19 protein-coding genes are annotated in these 17812 nt (G+C 36.1%); 9 read left to right on the top strand and 10 right to left on the bottom strand.

The window, feature by feature from the left end; genetic code table 11:
* Positions 1–309 precede the first annotated feature (309 nt).
* The 7 genes from rplM (at position 310) to BM201_RS00835 (ending at position 6365) form a co-directional block, all read left to right on the top strand.
* Complete coding sequence (gene rplM / locus BM201_RS00805) at positions 310–765, top strand: 50S ribosomal protein L13 (protein WP_092539499.1); 456 nt, start codon at positions 310–312, stop codon at positions 763–765.
* On the top strand, positions 765–1151 hold the full coding sequence (gene rpsI, locus BM201_RS00810) for a 30S ribosomal protein S9 (protein WP_092539500.1): 387 nt from the start codon (positions 765–767) through the stop codon (positions 1149–1151). The genes rplM and rpsI overlap by 1 nt, the downstream gene beginning before the upstream one ends.
* 165 nt (positions 1152–1316) lie before the next feature.
* On the top strand, positions 1317–2204 hold the full coding sequence (gene rpsB / locus BM201_RS00815) for a 30S ribosomal protein S2 (RefSeq protein WP_092539501.1): 888 nt from the start codon (positions 1317–1319) through the stop codon (positions 2202–2204).
* Between the two features lie 90 nt (positions 2205–2294).
* Positions 2295–3122 (top strand): translation elongation factor Ts, encoded by an 828-nt coding sequence (gene tsf / locus BM201_RS00820; protein ID WP_092539502.1) that lies wholly within the window; start codon positions 2295–2297, stop codon positions 3120–3122.
* A gap of 64 nt (positions 3123–3186) precedes the next feature.
* Entirely contained in the window at positions 3187–3909 is a 723-nt protein-coding gene (locus BM201_RS00825; protein WP_092539503.1) for a tRNA1(Val) (adenine(37)-N6)-methyltransferase, read from the top strand.
* Between the two features lie 153 nt (positions 3910–4062).
* Positions 4063–5238, top strand: coding sequence for an acyl-CoA dehydrogenase family protein (locus BM201_RS00830; protein WP_092539504.1), 1176 nt, complete (start codon positions 4063–4065; stop codon positions 5236–5238).
* Between the two features lie 347 nt (positions 5239–5585).
* The gene (locus BM201_RS00835) at positions 5586–6365 is read left to right on the top strand and encodes a DUF3050 domain-containing protein (protein WP_175486951.1); all 780 of its coding nucleotides are present in this window, start codon (positions 5586–5588) and stop codon (positions 6363–6365) included.
* Here the strand turns inward: BM201_RS00835 and BM201_RS00840 are convergent.
* The 8 genes from BM201_RS00840 to trmB all read right to left on the bottom strand — a co-directional run bounded on the left by BM201_RS00840 (position 6357) and on the right by trmB (position 11854).
* Entirely contained in the window at positions 6357–7061 is a 705-nt protein-coding gene (locus BM201_RS00840) for a hypothetical protein (RefSeq protein WP_092539505.1), read from the bottom strand. The genes BM201_RS00835 and BM201_RS00840 overlap by 9 nt on opposite strands.
* Positions 7062–7149: 88 nt before the next feature.
* The gene (locus tag BM201_RS00845; RefSeq protein WP_092539506.1) at positions 7150–7485 is read right to left on the bottom strand and encodes a 2Fe-2S iron-sulfur cluster-binding protein; all 336 of its coding nucleotides are present in this window, start codon (positions 7483–7485) and stop codon (positions 7150–7152) included.
* A gap of 33 nt (positions 7486–7518) precedes the next feature.
* Entirely contained in the window at positions 7519–8580 is a 1062-nt protein-coding gene (locus BM201_RS00850; protein WP_092539507.1) for an NAD(P)/FAD-dependent oxidoreductase, read from the bottom strand.
* A gap of 45 nt (positions 8581–8625) precedes the next feature.
* Positions 8626–8868, bottom strand: a complete 243-nt coding sequence (locus BM201_RS00855) for a NifU family protein (RefSeq protein WP_084842358.1) — start codon at positions 8866–8868, stop codon at positions 8626–8628.
* Entirely contained in the window at positions 8869–10011 is a 1143-nt protein-coding gene (locus BM201_RS00860) for an Mrp/NBP35 family ATP-binding protein (RefSeq protein ID WP_092539508.1), read from the bottom strand. It lies immediately after the preceding gene.
* 199 nt (positions 10012–10210) lie between these two features.
* On the bottom strand, positions 10211–10552 hold the full coding sequence (locus BM201_RS00865; RefSeq protein ID WP_092539509.1) for an MGMT family protein: 342 nt from the start codon (positions 10550–10552) through the stop codon (positions 10211–10213).
* Complete coding sequence (locus tag BM201_RS00870; RefSeq protein WP_092539510.1) at positions 10549–11172, bottom strand: LysE family translocator; 624 nt, start codon at positions 11170–11172, stop codon at positions 10549–10551. The genes BM201_RS00865 and BM201_RS00870 overlap by 4 nt, the downstream gene beginning before the upstream one ends.
* A 7-nt stretch (positions 11173–11179) precedes the next feature.
* A complete protein-coding gene (gene trmB, locus BM201_RS00875) occupies positions 11180–11854 on the bottom strand; it encodes a tRNA (guanosine(46)-N7)-methyltransferase TrmB (RefSeq protein WP_092540564.1) in 675 nt (224 codons plus the stop codon).
* Positions 11855–12044: 190 nt separating this feature from the next.
* Here trmB and BM201_RS00880 point away from each other — a divergent pair, with 190 nt between their 5' ends.
* Positions 12045–13103, top strand: coding sequence for a glycosyltransferase (locus tag BM201_RS00880; protein WP_092539511.1), 1059 nt, complete (start codon positions 12045–12047; stop codon positions 13101–13103).
* Here BM201_RS00880 and BM201_RS00885 read toward each other — a convergent pair.
* Positions 13035–14120 (bottom strand): sensor histidine kinase, encoded by a 1086-nt coding sequence (locus BM201_RS00885; protein WP_092539512.1) that lies wholly within the window; start codon positions 14118–14120, stop codon positions 13035–13037. The genes BM201_RS00880 and BM201_RS00885 overlap by 69 nt on opposite strands.
* Positions 14120–14803: a response regulator transcription factor gene (locus tag BM201_RS00890; protein WP_092539513.1), complete on the bottom strand. Its 684-nt coding sequence runs from the start codon at positions 14801–14803 to the stop codon at positions 14120–14122. The genes BM201_RS00885 and BM201_RS00890 overlap by 1 nt, the downstream gene beginning before the upstream one ends.
* A 173-nt stretch (positions 14804–14976) precedes the next feature.
* Between BM201_RS00890 and BM201_RS00895 the strand changes: the two genes are divergently transcribed.
* The gene (locus BM201_RS00895) at positions 14977–17772 is read left to right on the top strand and encodes a TonB-dependent receptor (protein WP_092539514.1); all 2796 of its coding nucleotides are present in this window, start codon (positions 14977–14979) and stop codon (positions 17770–17772) included.
* Positions 17773–17812: the final 40 nt, after the last annotated feature.

Consider the following 17812-nt stretch of genomic DNA (forward strand, 5'->3'; position numbering starts at 1 on the left):
TTAAGGTTTTTTTAACTTTTTTAACACTCTTAAACATAAAAAACCGACATTTTATCGATAATAAACTTTCAAAAATTGACTTCAGCACAAGATCGATAGCTTAATCGATGTTCTAATAAATTGTTTTGCGATTAGCGATTTCTGAATAACTCATATATCTTTGACAATCAAAATATTTCCTTATAATTTTAAATGAAAATGCTATTTGCTATATAAATTTATAATTGTACATTTGCACCCCTGAATTTCCCCTGCTACGACTTTGGGATCAGGAATGGAATGTTTAATTATTAAGTAAATTTATTTAGTGTGGACACATTAAGCTACAAAACAGTATCAGCCAACAAGGCGACAGTAACCAAAGAATGGGTACTTGTAGATGCTGAAGGACAGACTTTAGGCCGCCTATCTTCTAAGGTTGCAAAAATCCTTAGAGGTAAGTACAAGCCAGATTTCACCCCACACGTTGATTGTGGAGACAACGTAATTGTTATCAATGCAGAAAAAATCAACTTAACTGGAAAGAAATGGGATGCGAAAGAATACATTCGTCATACAGGCTATCCAGGTGGACAAAGAAGTCTAACTGCTTCAGAATTATTTACAAAAGCGCCAGAGCGTCTTGTTGAAAAAGCAGTAAAAGGAATGCTTCCTAAAAACAAACTAGGATCAGCACTTTTCCGCAATTTAAAGGTTTATGCAGGATCAGAACATGATCAGGAAGCTCAAAAACCTAAAACTATTAACTTAAACGATCTTAAGTAATGGAAGTTATTCACAAAATTGGTCGTAGAAAAACGGCTGTTGCACGTGTTTATGTTTCAGAAGGAAAAGGAAACATCACTGTAAACAAAAAAGATCTTAAAGATTACTTTACTACAAGTACTTTACAGTACAAAGTAAACCAGCCATTCAATCTTACTGAAAACGCTGGAACTTTTGATGTAAAAATCAACGTATATGGTGGAGGAATCACAGGACAGGCAGAAGCTATCCGTCTTGCTTTATCTAGAGCAATGGTAGAGCTTAACGAAGAGAACAAATCTACGCTTAAGCCAGAAGGATTACTTACAAGAGATCCAAGAATGGTTGAGCGTAAGAAATTCGGTCAGAAGAAAGCTCGTAAGAAATTCCAGTTCTCTAAACGTTAATATGTATTGGGCATTTTCCCAATTAAGTTCATTTAAATTAAAAATTTTGTTGTTATCTCGATCACAAATGTCGAGAGTTAGTTTAGCATCTAAACGATTAGGGCCATACTTCATAAGTAGCCACCTGGTTGTTGCTATCTCAACAGAAAGTAAACTATTACAAAAATGGCAAACAAAGTAGAAGTTAAAGAATTACTTGATGCAGGTGTACACTTTGGACACCTTACAAGAAGATGGAATCCAAACATGGCTCCTTACATTTATATGGAGCGTAATGGTATTCACATCATCAACCTATATAAAAGTGCTGCTAAAATGGAAGAGGCTGGTGAAGCCCTTAAGAAAATAGCAGCTAGCGGCAGAAAAATACTTTTCGTTGCTACCAAAAAACAAGCAAAAGAAATCGTAGCTGAGCAAGCTGAAAAAGCGAATATGCCTTACATCACTGAAAGATGGCCAGGTGGTATGCTTACAAACTTCGTTACTATTCGTAAAGCTATTAAGAAAATGGCTTCTATCGATAGAATGAAAAAAGACGGTACTTTTAACACGCTTTCTAAAAAAGAACGTCTTCAAGTAGATCGTTTAAGAGCTAAGTTAGACAAAAACTTAGGTTCTATTGCAGATATGACCAGACTTCCAGCTGCATTATTTGTTGTAGACATCACTCGTGAACACATCGCAATTAAAGAAGCTCAAAAATTAAACATTCCAATTTTTGCTATGGTAGACACGAATTCAGATCCTCGTGAAGTGGATTATGTAATTCCTGCTAATGATGATGCTTCTAAATCTATTGATAAAGTAGTATCTTATGTTTCAGATGCTATCGTAGATGGTTTATCTGACAGAAAATCTAACAAAGATTCCAAAAAAGCTGAGAAAGAATCTAAAGGTGAAAAACCAGCTCCAAAAATGCCAAAAGCTGAAGGAGAAGTTCCATCTCAAGATCCATCAGATCAAAAAGCCATGAAAGAGGCTAAAAAAGATGTTAAGTTAGAATCTAAGCAGGAAACTTTAAAGAAAGCTACCTCTTCTAACGAAGAGGAATAAAAAATAACATTTTGGTAAATTACATGAGTCGTTTAGTTTTTTTCTTTACAAATTAACTAAGCGACTTATTCATTAAAAACTAAAACAACTATGGCAAAGATAACCGCCGCTGAAGTAAATAAATTGAGAAAAGCGACAGGAGCAGGAATGATGGACTGTAAGAAAGCTCTTGTTGAAGTTGATGGTGATTTTGACAAAGCAATCGAAGTTCTTCGTAAGAAAGGACAAAAAGTAGCTGCTAAAAGAGCTGATAGAGAATCTTCTGAAGGTGCTGCTATCGCTAAAGTAAATGCAGATAATACTAAAGGTGCTGTTATTTCATTAAACTGTGAAACAGATTTCGTAGCTAAGAACGATGATTTCGTAAAATTAGCGAACGATTTTGCAGAACTAGCTCTTAACTCTTCCTCAAAAGAAGAACTTTTAGCTGCAGATTACAATGGTATCTCTGTACAGGATAAATTAACTGAGCAAACTGGAGTTATTGGAGAAAAGATCGAGATTGGATCTTTCAAAACCTTAGAAGCTCCTTTCGTAGGATCTTACATTCACGCTGGTAACAAAATCGCTGTTTTAACTGGTCTTTCTAAAAATGTAGAAGGCGCTGAAGAAGCTGCTAAAGATGTTTCTATGCAAGCTGCCGCAATGAATCCAGTTGCACTAAACGAAGAAGGTATCGATCAATCAACTATAGAAAAAGAGATCGAGATCGCTAAAGATCAATTAAGAGCTGAAGGTAAGCCAGAAGAAATGTTAGACAACATCGCTAAAGGTAAAATTAAGCGTTACTTTAAAGATAACACTTTAGTAAACCAGGCTTTTATTAAAGATAGCAAGCAATCTGTTGCACAATACGTAAAATCTGTAGATTCAGATCTTACTGTAGTTGCTTTTGAAAGAGTTGCTTTAGGAGAATAATTTCTTCGGAAAAATATATTGATAAAAACCGCTTCGATTGAAGCGGTTTTTTTATTTTCAGATCATGTCTACAAAACCATTTAAATTTAAACAATTTCAAGTTTATCAGGATCGATGCGCTATGAAAATCGGTACCGATGGTGTACTACTTGGCGCCTGGGCAACCGCACCTAATTCCACCCAAAGCATTTTAGATGTAGGAACCGGCACAGGTGTAATCGCTTTAATGATGGCACAACGATATTCAGCAGAGTTGATCGATGCTCTCGAAATCGATGAAAATGCTTACGAGCAAGCTGTTGAAAATTTTGAGCGTAGTGACTGGGGCGATCGCCTATTTTGTTATCATGCAGAATTTGGTGAGTTTGTAGAAGAAATGCAGGACGAAGAAAAGTATGATCTAATTATATCCAATCCTCCATTCTATAGCTCAGATTATAAAACTACTTCAGAAGAACGAGATATTGCAAGATTTCAGGATGCCTTACCTTTCGAACTTTTACTAGAAGGTTCTACTTACCTTCTTTCTGAAAATGGAAAGTTAGCCGTCATTATTCCGAAGAACCAGGAAGAAAGATTTCTTCACATCGCAAAAGATTTTAGTCTATTTCCTGAAAAGATCACTTACGTAAAAGGCACTCCAGATTCAGAAATAAAAAGATGTCTTATTTCCCTAATATCAAAATCAACCGAAACTATTACCGATGAGTTAGTGATTGAACATAAAAGACATCAATATACTGAAGCATACATAAAACTAGTATCGCCTTTTTATCTGAAAATGTAATTTCTATTGGTTCCTAGTAAAAACTTGGTTACATTTAGTAAACTACCAAGAGGGCAAATCCAAGAGGCATTCGCTGGAAACAAATTTTTAATTTGGAGGCAAGCCTCGGGACATTATACCTTCTGGCGGTATCATTAAAACTAAACGTTACAAATGAAACCAGATCTTTTTACCGCACCAGATTATTACAATATTGACGACTTATTAAATGAAGAGCATAAAATGGTTCGTGAAGCCACGAGATCCTGGGTAAAAAAGGAATTAAGCCCAATTATCGAAGATGCTGCACAAAAAGCAGAATTTCCAAAAGACCTCCTAAATGGCTTAGCTGAAATTGGGGCTTTTGGTCCTTACATTCCTGCTGATTATGGCGGTGCAGGTCTCGACCAAATTTCCTACGGCTTAATGATGCAGGAAATAGAAAGAGGCGATAGTGGTATACGATCTACCGCGTCTGTTCAGTCTTCGTTGGTAATGTACCCCATTTTCGCCTATGGATCTGAAGAGCAGAAGAAAAAACTCCTCCCAAAATTAGCTTCCGGCGAAATGATTGGATGCTTTGGACTAACCGAACCTGATTTTGGTTCGAACCCTGGCGGAATGCTAACCAATTTTAAAGATAAAGGAGATCACTATTTACTTAATGGTGCTAAACTATGGATCTCTAACGCTCCTTTTGCAGATATTGCTATCGTGTGGGCCAAAAACGAAGAAGGCCGCATACACGGATTGATAGTCGAGCGCGGGATGGAAGGTTTCTCTACGCCAGAAACGCATAATAAATGGTCTCTTAGAGCTAGCGCGACCGGTGAATTGATCTTTAACGATGTAAAGATTCCCAAAAAGAACCTTTTACCAAACAAAAACGGATTAGGTGCTCCGTTAGGCTGTCTTGACTCAGCTCGATACGGGATAGCCTGGGGAGTCATTGGCGCAGCAATGGATTGTTATGATACAGCCTTACGATATGCCAAAGAAAGAATACAGTTTGGTAAACCAATTGCCGTAAAACAACTTCAGCAGAAAAAATTATCTGAAATGATTACCGAAATCACAAAAGCGCAATTATTAGCCTGGCGCCTGGGAACACTCAAAAACGAAGGAAAAGCAACTTCAGCACAAATATCCATGGCTAAACGAAATAATGTAGATATGGCCTTAAAAATAGCTCGTGAGTCACGACAAATATTAGGTGCTATGGGAATTACAGGAGAATATAGCATTATGCGCCATATGATGAATTTAGAAAGCGTAGTTACCTACGAAGGCACCCATGACATTCATCTTCTTATTACCGGATTAGATATTACAGGCCATTCGGCATTCTAAAAATTAGTGTCGAAATTGTATAAAATCGGCATGTATTTTTAAGATATTAAATCGTCATAGTAGATCGAAACAAGGGCAGCGTTTACAACGTTTACCTTTTTTATATTTTTCGCAGCATTTCTTTTTAAGCTTCACATCTTTTTTAGGAACCACACCCTCTACCCTGAGAAAATCTTTAGACTTTTCAGAATAAAAAATAATGATATGAAAATGAGTAAATCTAATCATAATACCTTTCAATTTAGCCAGAAATCCCGAATTTTGTTCCCAACATTATTTAAAAAGACTGTTATTATTTTAAAATCCCTAGGCTAGCTACTATTTTTGCTGCAAATTTAATTGAAGCTATGATTAAAGACATCAATAAAGTTTTAAAACCTCAGGTAGAAACTTTACTAAACCACTCGCTATACTCAAAGATCACTTCACCTAAAGAATTACAGATCTTTATGGAACATCATGTTTTTGCGGTATGGGACTTTATGTCTTTACTTAAAGCTTTGCAACAAAATCTTACCAAAACTACTAATCCCTGGTTTCCTGTTGGAAATCCTGAGACTAGATATTTGATCAACGAGATCGTTCTTGCTGAAGAAACCGATGTTAATTTCTACGGAAAACACCAAAGTCATTATGAAATGTATATTGATGCGATGGAAAAAGCAGGTGCAAATACGACCAAAATCAATAAATTTCTAGACCAGGTGATTCACGGTACCGATATTTACCTAATCATTGCGGCTAGTGATCTTCCATGGAGCATTAAGCAGTTCGTAAAATTTACTTTTGAAACTATTTCTGAAGGGAAACCACATAAAATTGCTTCAGCTTTCACTTTTGGAAGAGAAGGCTTAATTCCGGGAATGTTCACTTCTATCATTAGTAAAATTCAGAAGAACTTTCCTGAAGAAGATTTAAAACTATTCAAATATTATTTTGATCGCCACATAGAACTCGATGACGATGAGCACGGCCCAATGGCTTTTGAAATGATCGAACATCTTTGCGGAAATGACAGAACCAAATGGGATGAGGTAGAGGAAATTGCAAAACAAGCACTCGATGCCCGAATCGAACTATGGGATGGTATTGAAAAAGAAATTCAGCAGGAAAAAGTCCTAAAATGAAAATCCGAATCCAATATTAAAGATCAGTCCATCGAATAATAACTTTTGCGGAGATTCGTCTGCGGCAAAAAGCTCATCAAAACTTTCTGACTCTGTTCTGGTTTCGCCTTCATAAGTAAACTCGTATTCTAAATATTCTGGATAAGAACTAAAAGCGTAACCAATTTCAGGTCTAAAATAAAATAGACCTCCGAATTTAGCCCCTAGCTTAAGATTAAAGGAATCGTGTTTAAAATCTATATTCGCCGTCCCTTCGTATGATTGAACATCGCCATACATTTCTGGCTGATAATCATAAATGGTAGCATCGAAATTAAAACTACTATAGCTCGCACCAATATAAAGTCCTTTACCTGGCTTAAAAAGATAGTAATTCAATCCACCTTCAAAATAGCTGAATTTCACATCTGGATCCTGGCTATCGTTATCCTCTTCGACATCATCACTTAAAAATTCAGATAAAAAGCCAAAATTAATATTAGAGTATTCAACATTGGCTGCTAAGCGATTATTAAAAAGAGGAGTAACATATTCAACATTCCCCCCTGCTATATTTGGAAATCCTATTTTCACACCGATTCTTAGTGGTCTTACTTTTTCATCAAAATCTCCTATCGATTGAGCAGAGACATTAAGACCAAAAAAAAGGACAGAAATAAAACAAACTAATTTTGAAATTTTAGAGAGAGCTTTCATATTCTAAGTTTGTTTAAAAATAGAATTACTTTTAAACAAAAAAAATACCCGAAATCGGGTATTTTCTGTTTTAATATAAGTCGAAATCTTAAGTTGACTCTGGAGCTAATTTTACCTCCAACCCATCCAGATCTTCAGTTATAGGGATCTGGCAACTTAAACGACTATTATCTTCAACAAAAAACGCCTGATCTAACATATCTTCCTCCTCAAAACTTTGCTCTGGTAACATATGCTCTAAATTAAGCACATAACACTGGCAAGAGGCACACATGGCCATACCGCCACAAATACCAATGGTACCTTCTGGCGCCAATTCGTAAGAACGAACTACTTCCATTAAATTCATATTCATATCTGTAGGAGCATCTACAGTATGTGCTTCACCTTCTCTGTCGATGATGGTAATTTTTATATCAGACATGTTTCAATATTTTGAAGCCTTAAGCTTCTACTTTTAATTTATACTCTTAACTACTTCTTTTTTGGCTTCTTTTCTACTTCCGTCGAAACCATTTACGCCACTAACAGTGGTATATTTCATCACATATTTCTTATCTGGAAAAATACGCTGATAAGCACTTTGGCACATAATTGCTGCTTCATGAAAACCACAAAGAATAAGCTTTAATTTACCAGGATATGTATTTACATCTCCAATAGCATAAACTCCGGGAATATTGGTTTGATAATCGTACGTATTATCCACCTTTATTGCATTCTTTTCTATTTCTAGTCCCCAATCACCTATTGGCCCAAGTTTTGGCGACAAACCAAACAGTGGAATAAAATAATCGGTTTCTTTAATCTCTTCGCCCAAAGCGGTATCCTTATGTCTAATTACTACAGCATCAAGATTGTCTTCTCCCTTAAGATCAACAACCTCTGCATTAGTAATAAGTTTTATTTTTCCGATTTTAGATAGTTCTTCTACTTTTTCTACGGAATCTAAAGCGCCTCTAAACTCTTTTCTACGGTGCACCAAAGAAACTTCTGAAGCAACATCGGCCAGATAGATCGCCCAATCTAATGCAGAATCTCCACCGCCAGCAATAACCACTTTCTTATCGCGGTAAACTTCTGGCTCCTTTATTATGTAAGCAACACCCTTATCTTCAAAATCTGTAATTGTTGGAATTGGCGGTTTTCTTGGCTCAAAACTTCCCAAACCTCCAGCAATTACAACAACCGGTGCATGATGCTTAGTACCTTTATTAGTGGTTACTATAAAACTTCCATCCTCTTGCTTATCGATAGTCTCAGCGCGCTCTCCTAAGGTAAATCCTGGTTCAAAGGATTTGATTTGTTCCATAAGATTAGTCACAAGATCTCCTGCAAGAACCTCTGGAAATCCAGGAATATCATAAATCGGTTTTTTAGGATATATTTCTGAACATTGCCCACCAGGTTGCGGCAAAGCATCGATAAGGTGACATTTCAATTTTAGTAATCCTGCCTCAAAAACAGTAAAAAGTCCTGTTGGTCCTGCACCAACAATTATCATATCTGTTTTAATCATGCTATTTGTAATAATTTGAAGATTTTTCTAATCGATTGAGATTATTTACTTCTGAATATTAATTACTTCTTCTATCTGCGGAACATACTTTTTTATCGTCATCTCTACCCCAGACTTTAACGTCATTTGATTTACAGAGCAACCCACACAAGCACCTTCTAATTGTACTTTTACCAAACGGTCGTCTTCAATCGCAACCAAAGAGATATCGCCCCCATCACTTTCTAAAAAAGGACGAATTTCGGCTAATGCCTTTTCTACATTAAGTTTTACTTCTTCGCTTGTCATTTACTTAGTTTTAACCGCACTACATCCAGCCATCGTGGTGATCTTAATCGCCTCGGTTGGAGGTAAGCTTTTGTTTCTGTTTACCGTTTCCTGTACCATATTTCTAGTGATCTCTTTGAAAGATTCCTCTAAAGGAGTTTCTTCCTGAAGCGCTGCAGGACGACCAATATCACCAGATTCTCTAAGACTTTGCACCAAAGGAATTTCTCCTAAAAATGGCACTTGTAAATCTTCAGACAGGTTCTTAGCTCCCTGCTCTCCAAAAATATAATATTTATTATTCGGCAACTCTTGTGGGGTAAAGTACGCCATATTTTCAACAATACCCAGTACTGGTACGTTTATGCTTTCCTGCTGGAACATTGCTACACCTTTTTTAGCATCTGCCAAGGCAACGTTTTGCGGTGTACTTACCACAACTGATCCTGTAATTGGCAAAGACTGCATGATAGAAAGATGAATATCTCCTGTTCCAGGTGGTAGATCTACTAAAAGAAAATCTAGTTCTCCCCAGGCTGCATCAAAGATCATTTGGTTTAATGCTTTCGCAGCCATTGGTCCTCTCCAGATCACCGCCTGGTTTGGTTTGGTAAAAAATCCGATAGAAAGAATTTTTACTCCGTAATTTTCTACAGGTTTCATTTTAGATTTCCCATCGACATTTACAGATAATGGTCGTTCTGCAGCCACATCAAACATAATTGGGACAGAAGGCCCGTAAATATCTGCATCTAAAACACCTACTTTAAAGCCCATTTTGGATAAGGTAACTGCTAAATTCGCAGTAACGGTAGACTTTCCTACACCACCTTTTCCTGATGCAACCGCTATTACATTTTTAATCCCAGGAATTGGTTTTCCCTTAATTTCCGGAGCTTTTTTCTCGGCTGCCGGTGCTTCCACCTTTATATTTACTTTTATTTTAGCTTTTTCATAAACGTGCTCATGAATTGCTTTCATCACATCTACTTCAGCTCTCTTTTTTATGTGAAGTGCTGGCGAGCTTAATACTAAATCTACAACAACCTCGTCACCAAAGGTCATAACGTTTTGCAAAGCACCACCTTCTATCATGTTTTTGCCTTCACCGGCAACACTAATAGTTTCTAATGCTTTGATTATTTCTTTCCTATCTAATTTCATAAAAATTTTTAATCAGAATATCTTCTAATTAGATCGATTCTAAACGCAAATATACTTTGAAATGCTAAGAACACGAAGCATTTATAAAGAATTGATCTATTATATCATAAACACAAGTAATTCAGTTTTTCTGAATTGAAAATGCTATGAATTTAGTATACCAAAATTCTAAAACCTTACAGAAAGATTTTTCTTAAAACTAAGCATCCAACTCGATCATGGGATCCCAAAATATCGACTCAAAATTAAGGATTTTTAGCTCTTTTACCGCTACACCTTCAGCTTCCAATAATTGCTGCATGGCATTAGAACCTCCAAAATGACTTTTACCGGTAAGAATTCCGTTTCGATTTACTACTCGGTGCGCAGGAACATCATCTCTGTGTTTAGAAGCACTCATCGCCCAACCGACCATGCGCGCACTTTTAGCCGCTCCAAGATATTTTGCAATAGCTCCATAGGAAGTTACACGACCTTCAGGAATTTGCGCAGCGACATCATAAACTCTTTCAAAAAAACCAGATTTATCTACTGCACTCATGAATTATAAATCCTAATTATGGTGATCACGACGAGAATGGCCATTAAGCCAGCCATAAAATAATTGGAATATTTAGCGAATTTCTCTGCTTTCTTTTCAATTTTAATAAAGGAAAGCACGTAAAGATAAAGGCTGGTAAAACTACCTAAAGCGGCAGCACTGGCAAAAGCAATAATTTTAAACCAATTATAACTAACGCCAACACCTACATTAAATCCACCGGCAATCGCACAAAAATAGGGAATAGGAAAAATATTTAATGCTGCGATTAGCATCCCTTTGTACAAACTGCTATTATGTTTTTTCTTGGAATGAGAAGGAATCCCTTTTTTCTTTTTCGCCTGAATAAAAAAATACACTCCTAAAATACTGAATATCACCAAAGCCGCTCTTAACATTACGCGCTGCACAAATGGATGATCAAAAATGTATTTGGCCAGTAAAACCGCAATAAAAGCCTGAAGCAAGATCACGACAGAAGCCCCTATCGCCACCAACATTCCATTTTTCTTACCACGTTCAATACAGGTTTTAGCAACGGTCATGTTCACTAAGCCTGGCGGCAAAACTCCAAAAAGTGCCGCAAAATAAACGATTAGAAAAATTTTTGCTTCTTCCAAAAACCTGTTATTTTATTCTGAATTTAATATACGTAATTGGTTTTCCTTTTTCAAGATACTGCTTTTCGTAGAAAGTTTGTATCCCAGTTACTTCTTTCGGCGCACCTTCGTTTTTATACACGTGGTGATTAGCATAAAGCACTTCGTGACCCTCGCCATGCAATAAACCTAAAGTATAACCATGCATAAATTCACTATCGGTTTTTAGATTTACAACACCATCTTGCTTCAATATCTTTTTATACTTCTGTAAAAATTCGGTATTCGTTAAACGATGTTTGGTTCTTTTATATTTTATCTGAGGATCTGGGAAAGTGATCCAAATTTCACTTACTTCATTTTCAGCGAAAGCATAATCGATAAGTTCGATCTGTGTTCTTAGAAAACCAACATTATCCATTTCTTCTTCAACCGCTGTTTTCGCTCCTCGCCAAAACCGCGCTCCTTTTATGTCGATTCCTATAAAATTCTTTTCTGGAAATGCCTGCGCAAGACCAACGCTATACTCGCCTTTACCACAACCCAATTCTAAAACTATTGGTTGATCGTTCTTAAAAAATTTGGTATTCCATTTTCCTTTATACTGAAATTGAGCTCCCGTAAGCTCTTCTCTAGTTGGCTGAATGACATTTGAAAATGTCTCGTTTTCTTTAAAACGTTTTAATTTATTCTTACTTCCCACAGACGAAATTTGATTTTCAGCAAATTTATATAATATTATTTCGGTTTTTAGCAAAGTTGGGACTACAAATGTATAATTTCAGGCTTCAAAGACAAGCTTTTAGAATCCTGAAATTGATATTTAAAACTTTCGTGATGTTTTTTTAATACCTAAAAAGCTTTTCAATTTTCAACAAATCTATATTTGTAAAATGCAAAAAAAGCGAATTTTGGTTGCGGTTTTAAATTGGGGTTTGGGTCATGCGACTCGATGTATCCCTATCATTAAAGCTCTTCTAAAAACCGATTATGAGCCTATTTTAGCATCAGATGGTGATGCTTTGCGATTGCTGAAAAAAGAATTCCCACATATTATTTGTATTGAGCTTCCTTCCTATAATATTAAATACACTGAAGATCCTTCGAATCTAAAATGGAAATTACTTTTTGACAGCCCCAGAATATTAGGCGTCATTAAAACCGAAAAGAAAATTACCAAAAAAATTATCCAGGATTATCAAATTTCGGGTATCATTTCAGATAATCGTTGGGGCGTGAGAAATAAGAAGATAAAAAGCGTCTTTATCACGCATCAATTAAATGTACTTTCAGGAAATACAACCTACTTCAGCAGTAAAATTCAGCAAAAATTTATTCAGAAATTTAATGAATGTTGGATTCCTGATCTACCGGGAAGCAAAAACCTAAGCGGCATACTTGGTCATTTAAAAGAAACGACTTCAGCAATAAAATATATTGGACCTTTAAGCCGAATTGAGAAGCGTTCCTGGCCAAAAGTCTATGATTATCTAATCATTTTATCTGGTCCAGAACCTCAACGCACATTTTTAGAGCTTAAATTACTTCAGGTTTTTAAGCATACTGAATCTAAGATTCTATTTATTAGAGGTGTTTTTTCTTCGGAAGAAATTAGCCTGAAAAACCCCAATATCAACATTAGAAACCATCTTTATGGTGCGGTTTTACAGCAAGCCTTAAATAGTTGCAACTATGTAATTGCCCGCTCGGGTTACACTACGATTATGGATCTTAGCAAAATTGAAGCGAAAGCATTTTTTTTACCCACTCCCGGGCAATTTGAACAAGAATATCTTGCCGAGCGCTGTGAGAAACTCGGCATTGCTCCATTTTGTACACAGGAAGAATTTTCTTTAGAAAAATTGAAGAATTTAGATGAATTCTCAGGCTTCAGCAATTTCAGGTTCGAGCACTCTTTCCGGGATCTCTTTGCTCTTTTCGAGCGTGAATGAAAATTCACTTCCTACTCCAAAAACACTTTCTACATAGATCTTTTCGGTATGTGCTTCAATTATATGTTTAACGATAGACAAACCTAAACCAGAGCCGCCTTCTTTACGCGATCCACTTTTATCTACGCGATAAAAACGTTCGAATAAACGTGGAATATTATCTTTAGCGATTCCTTCACCATTATCGGTCACCCTAACAATGACTTTATTTTTGATAAGATTTTCGATACTTATTTCGGTTGTTCCACCTTCTTTACCGTATTTAATGGAGTTCACCACCAAATTGGTAATTACCTGCTGAATCCTTTCCTGATCGGCTCTTACCCAGATTGCTTCCTGGTATTCCATATCGAAGGTCAGCGTTATATTCTTTTTCGCTGCCTTCATTTCTAGCAGATCAAAAGAATTTTGGATCAGTTCCACGATATCAAAATCTTCAATATAAAGATGCAGATCACCTGTTTCTAATTTGGTGATCATATCAAGATCTTTTACGATATAAATAAGTCTTTCTACCCCTTTACTGGCGCGCTGCAAATACTTTTTACGAACGGTCTTATCCTTCATAGCACCATCAAGTAAAGTAAGAATATACCCCTGAACTGTAAAAAGTGGTGTTTTTAACTCGTGAGAGACATTTCCCATAAATTCTTTACGGTAATTCTCTCTAACTTTAAGGGTTTCGATCTCCAGCTTTTTATTCTCAGCAAACTTTTCTACCTCTTTAGTAAGTGTCGCCATATCTGTAGTTACCTGGTTAGGACTAAGCGTAGAAGAATCTAATAAAGATACATCGTCGTATATCTTCTTAATCCTTTTGTAGATAAAATTCTCTACCCGATACTGCGTTGTAAAAAAGGAAAAAGTATAGCAAACCACGGCAAACCCCAGTAGCGCCCACCAATGAAAGTTCCCTGAAAAATAAGAAAAAGCAGTCCATAGACCGCTTAAAAATAAGGTAAGATATAAAGAGGTCTTTATTGCAAATGTGTAGGACTTCTTAAATTTTTTCGCCATTAAACTACAAACTTATAACCAACTCCTTTTACGGTTTTAAAGCTGTCGTCACCAATTTTTTCTCTTAATTTACGTATATGTACATCTATGGTACGTCCTCCAACAACAACTTCGTTACCCCAAACTTTATCCAGAATATCTTCTCTTTTAAAGACTTTACCTGGTTTTGAAGCTAATAGTGAAAGTAGTTCAAATTCTTTACGAGGCAAAATCATCTCCTCTTTATTCTTTACTACTTTGTATTCGTCTCTATTAATAACAATCTCTCCTACTTTTACAATATTAGAGGCTGTTTCTTCATCTCTAAACCTTCTTAATAAAGCTTTTACTTTACTAATTAAAACTTTTGGTTTTATAGGTTTTGTAATATAATCGTCTGCACCGGCATCAAAACCTGCCATTTGAGAATAGTCTTCGCCACGAGCAGTTAGAAAGGTGATAATGGTTTCGTCTAAGTCTGGTATTTTACGCATTTGTTCACAAGCCTCTATCCCATCCATTCCAGGCATCATTACATCAAGAATTATTAAATGCGGATTTTTCTTTTTAGCTACTTTTACCGCATCTGCGCCATTATCGGCTGTGATTACCTGATAACCTTCTGCAGACAGGTTGTACCCAACGATCTCTAAGATATCTGGCTCGTCATCTACTAGAAGGATGCGGATGTCTTTTTTCTTCATTTCAGTATAGATTTTAACAAATACGCGGTAAATGTAATTATTAATTTCAACCTACAATTTAAGCATTTATTTAGTAACCTTTACATAACACTAAAATGACAAAGCGTTAATTTGTCGTTAACACAAGCTTTACATATCGCCCTTTAATTTGCACTCAAGAATCAAACAAAGGGATGAACAAATTTTTAGTACTAATTGCATTTTTACTTACTACTATAGTAAATGCACAAGAAACAACAGGCTCTATCGCGGGGAAACTTACGGATCGCGAAATGAATGGTGAAGCATTACCATTTGCCAACGTAACAATTAAAGGAACTTCAAAAGGAACAACATCAGATTACGATGGTCTCTATGTTCTAGACAAACTTGAACCGGGAACATATACCGTGGTATTTAGTTTTATTGGATATGAAACTTTAGAAATACCAAATGTACAGGTAGTTGCTGGTAAAGTTACCGAAATCAATACCGATCTTGGTTCTAGTGCAGCTGCATTAGAAGAAGTTGTAATTACTACTGTTTCAAGAAGAGATAGTGAAGTTGCTTTATTATTAGAACAAAAAGGTGCCATAGATATCAAAGAAAGCATTGGATCGCAGGAATTAGCTAAACTAGGTGTATCTGATGCTGCTACGGCCACCACAAAAATATCTGGGGTAACCAGCAGTCAGGCTTCAGGAGACATTTACGTTCGTGGACTAGGAGATAGATACTTATACACTACAATGAATGGTCTCCCTATTCCATCAGATGATATTGAAAGAAAAAATATCGATCTTGAACTTTTCCCTACCAGAATTGTTCAGAGCATTGGGATTAGCAAAACCTACTCTCCACGATACTCAGCAGATCAGGCTTCGGGTAATGTAGACATTAGCTCCAGAGCACTTACCGGAACTGAAGAATTTAGCGCAGGAATACGTGCAGGAGTAAACACCAATGTATTGAAAGACGGAGTATTTGATAACTTCAAAAGCTCTCCTAATATGAACGATGTTGATTTTGGTTTCTACACCAGAAGCATGTCTACTCAGGAGGCTGTAGCGAATCAAAGCTGGAACACTCAAACCACAGATCTTCCTATTAATTATAGATATCAATTAAACGCTGGGAAAAAATTTGGCGAAAAATTTAAAGTTTTATTCTCTGGATCACAATCTAGAGAGTTTCAATACCAAACCGGTGTTTTCAAAGAATTCTTACAAAACAATAGAGAAAACGAGTTTACAGATGCTACTACGTACCAGCAAACCTATAACACGACTGCATTAGTAGACCTGGGTTACGAGTTTAACGATAACAATAATGTTAGAGCACTTAGTCTTTTTATAGATAAAACTAGTGATATCGTTTATGAAGCAGGTAGAAATGGAGAAGGTTTTACACAGGATGAAACTAACCCTAACGAAGGTTACTCACAATTTATAAGAGATCAAAACATCAAGAACACGCAATTATGGGTAAACCAGATCTTTGGTGAGCACAAACTTTCTGAAAAGAACGAATTCACCTGGGGTGTTGGTGCTAACCTGGTAAATGCAGATGAACCAAACAGAATTAGAAACGAAGTTAACTTTAGAGAAGACGGCGTTATACTTGGTAGAACTGGTGGATTACAGCAACGTAAAACAAACCAGCAATTAGAAGATCAAGAGATCAATGCAAGATTAAACGACGAACTAAAGATCTTTGAAAAAGAAGACACCACATCGTTAACCATTAATGTTGGAGGTAATTTTAGAAACAAGCAACGTGATTTTGCTTCAGTATTTATTGGTTTAGATGAAAATAATCCTAACAATCCACTAACTGCTCAATCTATAGATAATCTTGGTGAAGTTTTAAATGCAGATAACATTCGTAACTCGCGACTAAGAGTTACCGGGGATGATGTTGACGCATTCGAATATGACCGCTACAAAGCAGATCTAACTTCTGCTGCTGGATATGTTACTGCAAACTATTCGATCGATAAATTCAACATTAATGTTGGAGCAAGATACCAGCGTGATGAATTAGAGGTTGATTATGATGTTAAAAACATTAATCCTAACAGAGGAACTTCATCAAAGGCCTACGATAATATCTACCCTTCTTTGAATGTTCGTTATGCGGTTAATGACAATAGTAATATTAGAATTGCGGCAAGTAAAACCATTACTTTACCAGAATTCAAGGAAATCTCTCCTTTTGAATATGTAAACCCAAGAGGACAGGCTACCAGAGGTAACGTAGATCTTGAAGCAAGTACTGCTTACAACTTCGACCTTAAATACGAATTTTTCCCATCATCTTCAGAGCTTTTATCGGTAACTGGTTTTTACAAACAAATTGAAGACCCTATTCAAAAAGCACTTACAACAGGATCATCTGGAGTATTTTCTTACTTCAACACTTCTGATAAAGCTGAAGTTTATGGAGTAGAATTCGATGCCGATATCAATGTTTTTGATCTGGAAAAGAGTGGTGAGCTAGATTTCAATGTAAATGTTACTAGAATGTGGCACGAGCAAGATCTAAGAGATGTATATAATGAAGATGGAGATTTGGTACGAACTTTTAAGTATAGTGATAAAACTACCAGTGAACTTCAGGGAGCATCAGATTGGATCTTTAATGCAGCATTAAACTATACTACAGATTGGGAAAAGAAACTATCTGCAAACCTTTCTGCTAACTATGCTTCAGATAAGATTTTCTCCCTTGGATCTTCAACGAATGCAAGAGACTACCAAAACTTTTACAGTGACGAAATTATAGAGAAAGGATTCGTTTCAATGAACGCTGTTTTAACTCAGCAGCTAAGCGACAACTGGGTCTTAAGATTTACAGGTAAAAACCTATTAAATCCAGATATCGAGAGAACTCAAAATATAAGACCTGTAAATAACGAAGAAAGAACTGAAACCGTAAACTCTTATAACCTTGGGGTAACACTAAATCTTGGGGTTAGTTTTACTTTCTAAACCAATAACAAACTATAAACTTAAATTTGAATTTAAACAC

It is taken from the genome of Zunongwangia mangrovi, from assembly GCF_900112105.1.
In the GTDB taxonomy this organism is placed as follows: Bacteria; Bacteroidota; Bacteroidia; order Flavobacteriales; family Flavobacteriaceae; genus Zunongwangia; species Zunongwangia mangrovi.